Origin of the sequence: Mycobacterium sp. (genome assembly GCF_032159765.1) — a bacterium.
Taxonomy (GTDB): Bacteria; Actinomycetota; Actinomycetes; order Mycobacteriales; family Mycobacteriaceae; genus Mycobacterium.
In genome coordinates this window covers 24,505-31,196 of the sequence record NZ_JAVHWM010000107.1, presented here as the reverse complement: position 1 = coordinate 31,196, position 6,692 = coordinate 24,505, and the positions used below count along the sequence as shown (strand labels likewise).

Below are 6,692 nucleotides of genomic sequence, written 5' to 3'. Positions count from 1 at the left end.
GTGCGGTGTACCGGACGCAGCGGCTGGCCGGCGAGGTGGATTGCACGGTGGGCCGGCTCACCCTGTCTCATGCCCGTGCGCTCACCGACGGAGATGGCTTGGCGCTCAAGAGGATTGCCGAGGAGCTTGGGCACGCGGGGTTTCGCGCGGCCGCCGACGACGCCGCACGGCAGGCAGCACGTGCGGGCTCGGACCGCGCACAACGACCTGACTAGTCGGCTCCAGGAGTCCCCGTTGTCGGAGATATGCGCGTAAGCGTTCCTGTGTTGTTCGGGTTGTCACTCATGATCGTCAACTGATAGATGTTGCCGTCCGGCCCCTCAATGAGGCTGGAGGTGGTGCCGGCCTTGTCGTCGAACGTTTCTTCGCTGACCAACGACGAATAGTCCCCGTTGAACGTCAACTCTTTGATCCAGCCGTGCTGCATATCAGCGATCAGCACCTTGTCGCCGTACGGCGTGACCGATGTGATCGCCGAACTCTGGCCGTTGTGCTGGTATGCGTAGATCGGGTTGACGAACGACGACGGCGACGAGCAGCTCGTCGCGCCAATGCCGTTGCACGGCCCCTCCGCCAAGGACCACCCGTAGTTCCCGCCGGCGACCACGTTGTCGAGTTCTTCCCAGGTGTTCTCGCCGACGTCGCCGACCAAGAGGTCCCCGTCGTCGGTGAACGTCATCCGGTACGGGTTGCGGAATCCGTAGGCGTAGATCTGCGGAAGGGCGCCAGGGGTGTTGACGAACGGGTTGTCGTCGGGCACCGAGCCGTCGGTGTTAATGCGCAGGATCTTGCCGTACATGTTCGAAAGGTTCTGCGAATTCTGGCTTATCACACCGGTATTCGTGTGATTCCAGCCGTTGTCGCCCATGGACCAGTAGAGCTTTCCGTCGGGACCGACACGCACCGACCCACCGTGATGGTCGTCCGCATCCTGTTGATCGCCCCGCATTAGCACGAGTTCGGAGTCCGGGTCGATCGTGAGAGTGTCGGCCGTCGGATCGGTAACGGTGAAGCGCGACAACTGATCATAGTTGTCCGGCGTGATGTACGCCGCGTAGACATAGCCGTTCTGATCGAAATCCGGATCGACTTCGATGCCGAGCAGCCCACGGGACCAGTCAGACCGGACCGGGATCGTGATCAACGGGTCGGCCTGCATCTGTCCATCGTTGTAAACCCTTATCGCTCCGGTCTTCTCGCTGATCAGGATCCGGCCATCAGGCAGGAACCGAAGATCCGTCGGCTGGTTCAGACCTGACGCCAGAACGGTCTTCTCGATACCGCTCTGCGCTGCGACCGTGACGTTGATCGTCTGAGTGGCACTGGGTGTTCCACCGAGCAGACCAAAAGTGAACAGGCTGAGCAGACCGGACACGATGTTGGGCGCCGGCGCGTTGGCGTCGGCGACGGTGATGTTGAACGCGTCGGGGCCGGCGTAGCCGTTGGTCGCCGTGTACGTGAACGTCGCTGTGTTGGGGTCGGTTCCGTCGGGTGTAACCACCAACGTGCCATGCGCCGGGGTGGACGATGTGAACACCGGCGTGGTGTTGTCGAGTCCAGAAGCCACCACTTTTCCGACGATCACGTTGTCGACCTGGGTGGTTTGCGCCGGGTTGTACGTCAGCGTGGGAGTCTGCGCCTGATTTCCTCCGCCGCCGCCGAAGAATTGCTCGAGCTGACGGCGAAACGCGTCGAGGAAGCCGAAGATCGTCGGCGCTGACGGAGGAGCGGGCTCCTGCGGGTTTCCGCTGCCGACCGGATTGACGAACAGGCTAAGGAGGCCGGTGACCACACCCGCGACGAAATCGAATGGCGACGCGGGTGCGGCAGCAGCGGCGGCTGCGGGCGAGGCCGCGAGTTTCGGTACCGCGAGGTCTGCCGAACTCGTGGTCGAGACTGTCTGTGCCGACTTCGATGACGGCGACGGGTCGGCGGTCTTCAGCGTCGCTGGGGTGCTCGACGGCTGCGCGGTCGCATCGTCGGCACCCGCGTGAAACTTATTCGACGCCTGGTCTGTTGGTGCCGCGAGCGGGTGTTTGGTTTTCAGGCTCGGCGCCTTCGCCTGAGTGGATGCCGCGTCGGACTTGGTGCCACTGCCCGCCGAGGGCGTTGAACTGCTGTCGATGGACAGCGTGGGTGCGTCGGGCAAGCCGGACGAGGGCACAGCACCTTGCGCGCCGGAACTGTTCGACGACGACGTCTTCGTCGGCTTTTTCGACGGCTTCTTCGGCTTCGGCGAGGGCGTTCCCGTCGAGGGCGCCTCCGCGCCTGTGGAGGTTGACGGCGACTCGGCGGCACCCGAACCGACGGCAGACTTCGTACCGCTCGAATCACCCGACGTGCCCTCACTCGAGCTGGAGCTCGTCGACGACTGACCATCCGATGTCGGGCCTGCCCAGGCCAAAGCCGGCGAATTGGCGACGGCCATGCCGACGCCCAGGGCTACTGCAAGCGCTCCAATTCGTCCGATGTGGCCCGCGCTGCTTTTCCCGAATGTGTTGCCGGCACCGTTTGCGCGATACCCCTCTTCGACGGCATGTCTCGACATCATCGCCTCCGGCCCTCTGCGTATCAGTTAGCGGGTAAGGGTAATCAAGTTAACTCATTTACCGTACTAAGGGAATAATTTTTCGCAGATTATGGGGGATCAGTTTGCGACGACCCCGTCAAAATCCCGGAATGTAGAAGATCGAATAGCCCAGCGGACTTCCTTGGAATTGCCCCCGACCCTGTGTCACCTCGCAGGTGACATCGGGAATGCAATGAGGGGACGTTCGGCTCTATGTCAGCTCAGGTAGCCGCGCAGCATCTCGACTGCCGCGGTGATCTGCCCGACGGGCACTCGCTCGTCGGCTCGGTGCGCGAGGCTGGGGTCGCCGGGGCCGAAGTTCACGGCGGGAACGCCCCGTGCAGCGAATCGGGCCACGTCGGTCCAGCCGAACTTTGCGCGCACCTGGCCGCCTGCTGCCTTCACCAGTTCGGCTGCGGGCTGATGCGACAGACCGGGCAGCGCACCTGCGGCTGCGTCGGTCTGCTCGATGGTCACATCGAGCCCGTCGAACACCTCGCGCACGTGCTCCAGCGCTTGATCGATGCTCCGGTCCGGAGCGAAGCGGAAGTTCACAGTCACCGACGCACGGTCAGGGATCACGTTGCCGGCCACACCGCCATCGATCCGCACCGCGCTCAGCCCTTCCCGGTACGTGCATCCGTTGATGTCGACATTGCGGGGCGTATAGGCCGCGAGCCGGTCGACCACCTTGCCGAGTTTGTGAATTGCGTTGTCGCCCATCCACGCTCGCGCAGAGTGCGCACGAGTGCCGTTGGCGCTCACTACGACTCGCAGCGTGCCCTGACAGCCCGCCTCGATGAAGCCGCCGGACGGCTCGCCCAGGATCGCGACGTCCGCGTCCAGCCACTCCGGGAGCTCGGCCTCGATGCGGCCCAAACCGTTTGCGGCAGCTTCGATTTCCTCGCAATCGTAGAAAATGAGTGTCAAATCGCGGGCCGGGTCGGTGAGCGTGGCCGCGAGATGAAGGAACACCGCGTCACCGGACTTCATGTCGACGGTGCCGCAGCCGTGCAGTTCGTCGCCTTCTCTGCGGCTGGGCACATTGTCGGCGATCGGGACGGTGTCGAGGTGACCGGCCAGAATCACCCGCGTCGGGAGTCCGCGGTGGGTGCGAGCCAGCACCGCGTCGCCGTTGCGGACGATCTCGAAACCGCTGGTCTGCTCGCGCAACGCGGCCTCGACCTCGTCGGCGATGCGCGATTCCTGCCGCGACTCACTCGGGATGTCGACGAGAGCGGCGGTCAGCGCGATCGGGTCGCCCCGAAGGTCCAGCGATGAGCCTCTTGGGCGAAGAGCCGACAGCGAGGTCATAGGAACCAACGGTAGTCGACTACCCTCAAGCTCCGTGACTTCTGCGGACGCGAGGAACAAGACGGGCAGTGCTGCGGGCGTGGGACTGGCGACGATCACCGACGACGGCACGGTGCTCGACGCGTGGTTCCCCGCACCGGAACTCGATGGCGACGGCGAGGCAGGCACCGCCAGGTTGTCGGTTGCCGAGGTGCCCGCCGAGCTCGCCGCCCTCGCCGGGCGCGACGACGACCGGGCCGTCGAAACCGTTCTGATCCGCACGATCATCACCGCACTGGACCAACCGCCCGCCGACGCGTACGACGCGTACCTGCGACTTCACCTGCTGTCGCATCGGCTGGTCAAGCCCCACGAGGCGAACGTCAGCGGCATCTTCGGCGTACTGGCCAATGTCGTGTGGACCAACTACGGCCCGTGCGCGGTCGAGGGTTTCGAGACCGTGCGGGCGCTTCTGCGGCGGCGCGGACCAGTGACGGTGTATGGCATCGACAAGTTTCCCCGCATGGTCGACTACGTCGTCCCAACGGGCGTGCGGATCGCCGACGCCGACCGCGTGCGCCTGGGCGCGCATCTCGCGCCCGGGACGACGGTGATGCACGAGGGTTTCGTCAACTTCAACGCGGGCACCCTGGGCGCGTCGATGGTCGAGGGCCGCATCTCCGCGGGCGTCGTCGTCGGCGACGGATCAGACGTCGGCGGCGGCGCTTCGATCATGGGCACACTGTCAGGCGGTGGCACCGAAGTGATTTCGATCGGCGAACGCTGCCTGCTGGGCGCCAACGCGGGGCTGGGGATTCCGCTCGGCGACGACTGCGTGGTCGAGGCAGGGCTCTATCTGACTGCTGGCACGAAGGTGACAACGCCCGACGGCACGACGGTCAAGGCGCGAGAACTGGCCGGCGCCAACAACTTACTGTTCCGCCGCAACTCTGTGACCGGTGCGGTCGAGGTGGTCTCCCGCGACGGCCAGGGCATCGCGCTGAACGAGGAACTCCACGCCAACTAGGCAGATCTCGGCTTTTGCGCGGACCCTGACAGCACGCAGAATTCGTTGCCCTCGGGATCGGCGAGGACCACCCAGGTCTGCTCGCCCTGGCCGATGTCGACATGACGCGCGCCCATCTCGATCAACCGGTCGACCTCGGCGCGCTGATCGACGGGCCGGAAGTCGAAGTGAATGCGGTTCTTGACAACTCGCTTGTCGTCAACCCGCACAAACAGCCACGTCGGACCCGCCCCCTGCGGCGCGGTCAGTCGCACGTCGCCGTCTTCGTCGACGCTCTGCTGCCAGCCCAGAACCCGCGACCACCATTGCCCCAGCGCCGTCGGATCGGTCGCGTCGACGCAGATCTCCTCGAAAATCAATCCCATGTGGTCAGCTCCTTCTTGAGGACCTTGCCCATCGCGTTGCGCGGCAGCGAATCGACAACCCGCACTTCACGGGGTCGCTTATGCGCGGAAAGTTGCTCTGCCACAAAGGAAATCAACTCGTCGGGTGCAGCGCTCCCGACGACGAACGCGACGATGCGCTGTCCGAGGTCGTCGTCCGGCACACCGATCACGGCCGCTTCGGCGACGTCGGGGTGGCCCATCAACGCGGTCTCGATCTCGCCGGCGCCGACCCGGTAGCCGCCGGTTTTGATCAAATCGGTCGACTCACGCCCCACGATGCGATGCATCCCGTCGCCGTCGATCACCGCGACGTCCCCGGTGCGGTACCACCCGTCGTCGGTGAATGCCGCAGCAGTCGCCTCGGGCCGGCCGAGATAGCCGTCGAACAGCATCGGCCCGCGAATCTCCAGGCGCGCCACCGATTCTCCGTCCTGCGCGACAACCTCCCCGTCGTCTCCGACCAGCCGCGTTGTCACTCCGGCGAGCGGGAATCCCACCCAGCCCGGACGTCGTTCGCCGTCGGGGAGGGTACTCAAAGTGATCAAGGACTCGGTGCTGCCGTACCGCTCGATCAGCTCGTGGCCGGTCAGCGACACAAGCTTTTCGAACACCGGCACGGGAAGCGGAGCACTGCCCGACACCAGCAGCCGCGCCGGGCGCAATGCTTCCGCAGCAGCACGATCGGCCGCGATCCTCGACCACACCGTCGGCACCCCGAAGTACATCGTGCCGCCGGCACGGGCATAACCCTGCGGTGTCGGCTTGCCGGTGTGCACAAACCGGTTGCCGATTCGCAGAGAGCCGAGCAGCCCCAGGACGAGGCCGTGCACGTGGAACAGCGGCAAGCCGTGCACCAGTGTGTCCTCAGGCGTCCACTGCCATGCCTCGGCGAGCGCGTCGAGGTCGGCCGCGACCGCACGGCGACTCAGCACGGCGCCCTTCGGCGCGCCGGTGGTCCCGGACGTGTACATCACCAGCGCAGGCACGTCCGGCGGCGGCTCCGGATAGCGGTGCCAGGACCGCGCGTGCAGCCGCACCGGCACATGCGGCAGGCCCTCGGCCTGCTCAGGCGCTTCGCCCAGCCACGCCTGCGCGCCGGAGTCGGTGACGATGTGGCGGCGTTCGGCTTGGCCGACGTCGGCGGCGACCGGCACCACTGGCACACCCGCGATCAGGCAGCCGGCGATGGCCAGGACTGTCGTGGGGGTGGGCGTGGCCAGCACCGCGACCCGCGTCGCACCGCCGACGCGCTCGGCCACAGAGGTGGCGGCGCCCACCAAGTCGCTACGGGACAGTGAGACGTCCCCGATCCGGACCGCGTCGCCGAGATCGGCACCCGCCGCCACGGCGGCCGGGTTCAACGAGGCCAGCAACACGTGAGCGAGGCTACCGCGATGACTTCCGCTGACGAAGCAGG

The 6,692-nt window shown here is 65.9% G+C and carries 8 protein-coding genes; 4 read left to right on the top strand and 4 right to left on the bottom strand.

The window, feature by feature from the left end; all coding sequences use genetic code 11:
- Positions 1–215: hypothetical protein (locus tag QOH60_RS12160; RefSeq protein WP_526420542.1), on the top strand; the 215-nt coding region annotated here is incomplete at its 5' end.
- On the opposite strand, the gene QOH60_RS12155 is transcribed toward QOH60_RS12160, so the two are convergent.
- On the bottom strand, positions 212–1,792 hold the full coding sequence (locus QOH60_RS12155) for a PQQ-dependent sugar dehydrogenase (protein ID WP_526420540.1): 1,581 nt from the start codon (positions 1,790–1,792) through the stop codon (positions 212–214). The genes QOH60_RS12160 and QOH60_RS12155 overlap by 4 nt on opposite strands.
- On the opposite strand from QOH60_RS12155, the gene QOH60_RS12150 reads away from it, so the two are divergent.
- Positions 1,785–1,994, top strand: coding sequence for a hypothetical protein (locus tag QOH60_RS12150; protein WP_526420538.1), 210 nt, complete (start codon positions 1,785–1,787; stop codon positions 1,992–1,994). The two genes, QOH60_RS12155 and QOH60_RS12150, sit on opposite strands and share 8 nt — an antisense overlap.
- Before the next feature lie 72 nt (positions 1,995–2,066).
- On the top strand, positions 2,067–2,375 hold the full coding sequence (locus QOH60_RS12145; protein WP_526420536.1) for a hypothetical protein: 309 nt from the start codon (positions 2,067–2,069) through the stop codon (positions 2,373–2,375).
- A 410-nt stretch (positions 2,376–2,785) separates the two neighbouring features.
- On the opposite strand, the gene dapE is transcribed toward QOH60_RS12145, so the two are convergent.
- Positions 2,786–3,883 carry a succinyl-diaminopimelate desuccinylase gene (dapE, locus tag QOH60_RS12140; RefSeq protein WP_526420534.1) on the bottom strand — a complete coding sequence of 366 codons (1,098 nt, stop codon included), beginning with the start codon at positions 3,881–3,883 and terminating at the stop codon, positions 2,786–2,788.
- Positions 3,884–3,917: 34 nt separating this feature from the next.
- Here dapE and dapD point away from each other — a divergent pair, with 34 nt between their 5' ends.
- Positions 3,918–4,889, top strand: coding sequence for a 2,3,4,5-tetrahydropyridine-2,6-dicarboxylate N-succinyltransferase (dapD, locus tag QOH60_RS12135; RefSeq protein ID WP_526420532.1), 972 nt, complete (start codon positions 3,918–3,920; stop codon positions 4,887–4,889).
- On the opposite strand, the gene QOH60_RS12130 is transcribed toward dapD, so the two are convergent.
- Both QOH60_RS12130 and QOH60_RS12125 read right to left on the bottom strand, forming a co-directional pair.
- Positions 4,886–5,254: a VOC family protein gene (locus QOH60_RS12130; protein WP_526420530.1), complete on the bottom strand. Its 369-nt coding sequence runs from the start codon at positions 5,252–5,254 to the stop codon at positions 4,886–4,888. The two genes, dapD and QOH60_RS12130, sit on opposite strands and share 4 nt — an antisense overlap.
- The gene (locus tag QOH60_RS12125) at positions 5,245–6,651 is read right to left on the bottom strand and encodes an AMP-binding protein (protein WP_526420528.1); all 1,407 of its coding nucleotides are present in this window, start codon (positions 6,649–6,651) and stop codon (positions 5,245–5,247) included. Before QOH60_RS12125 ends, QOH60_RS12130 begins: the two co-directional genes overlap by 10 nt.
- Positions 6,652–6,692: the final 41 nt, after the last annotated feature.